The 706-nt window shown below is 67.3% G+C and carries 1 protein-coding gene; it reads left to right on the top strand.

The window, feature by feature from the left end; genetic code table 11:
* Positions 1-144: 144 nt before the first annotated feature.
* Positions 145-615: a hypothetical protein gene (locus GP2_RS21780; protein WP_157211758.1), complete on the top strand. Its 471-nt coding sequence runs from the start codon at positions 145-147 to the stop codon at positions 613-615.
* The last annotated feature ends 91 nt before the right edge of the window (positions 616-706 follow it).

The following is a 706-nucleotide window of genomic DNA, read 5'->3' as shown; positions in this document are numbered from 1 at the left end:
TGTGGCGACTCGATCGACTCGGCCGCTCACTGCCACATCTGCTTCAGGTCGTCACCGACCTCGAAGAGCGCGGCATCGGCTTCCGCCACCAGGGTGTCCCAAGGCCGAAGGTGAGAGAACAGGTCATCGAGTTGCGGCCGGGCAGTGGTGGCACCGCTGGCGGTCTCGGTCCAGATCCGCGAACTACGCGACAAGCGAGTCGAGCTCGAACAGATCAAGTCGGCTATCGCCGCCGAAGCGAGCACACCCGAAGCGCAGGCTGCGCGTGCAGCCGCAGCCGAACGACTCAAAGTCGCCGGCCGTCAACCCGGCTGGTCGCTGCAGTGGAACCCGACCAATTACACGGTCGAGGAAGCCGGCCTCAACTCCCGCGAGGAGTACCGCGTCGCGGCGCAACGCATTGAGGAAAGTCGCGCCGCCGCGTACGCGGCAGAGAAGAACCAAGCGGAAGCTCAACCGCACGTCCCCGCCGCAACAGTTCGACGGCCTCCCCGGCGCCCGGCAACCCATGACCCCGGCACAACGTGCCGCAGCAGTCGCCTCGCGGGGAATCGCACGCACCTCGCCAGTGGCCGGAGCACGACCGGCACCAGGTGCTGCAACAGACCGCCGTGATCCCCATCGGCAACGAGATCACAACGGCCCCTCGCGGTAGTACCACGGTCTGCCCATCTGGCCCCGTCGAGACAACGATCTCGGCGGGGCC

Origin of the sequence: Gordonia paraffinivorans NBRC 108238 (assembly GCF_000344155.1) — a bacterium.
GTDB lineage: Bacteria > Actinomycetota > Actinomycetes > Mycobacteriales > Mycobacteriaceae > Gordonia > Gordonia paraffinivorans.
This window is presented reverse-complemented; position numbering and strand designations above follow the sequence as displayed.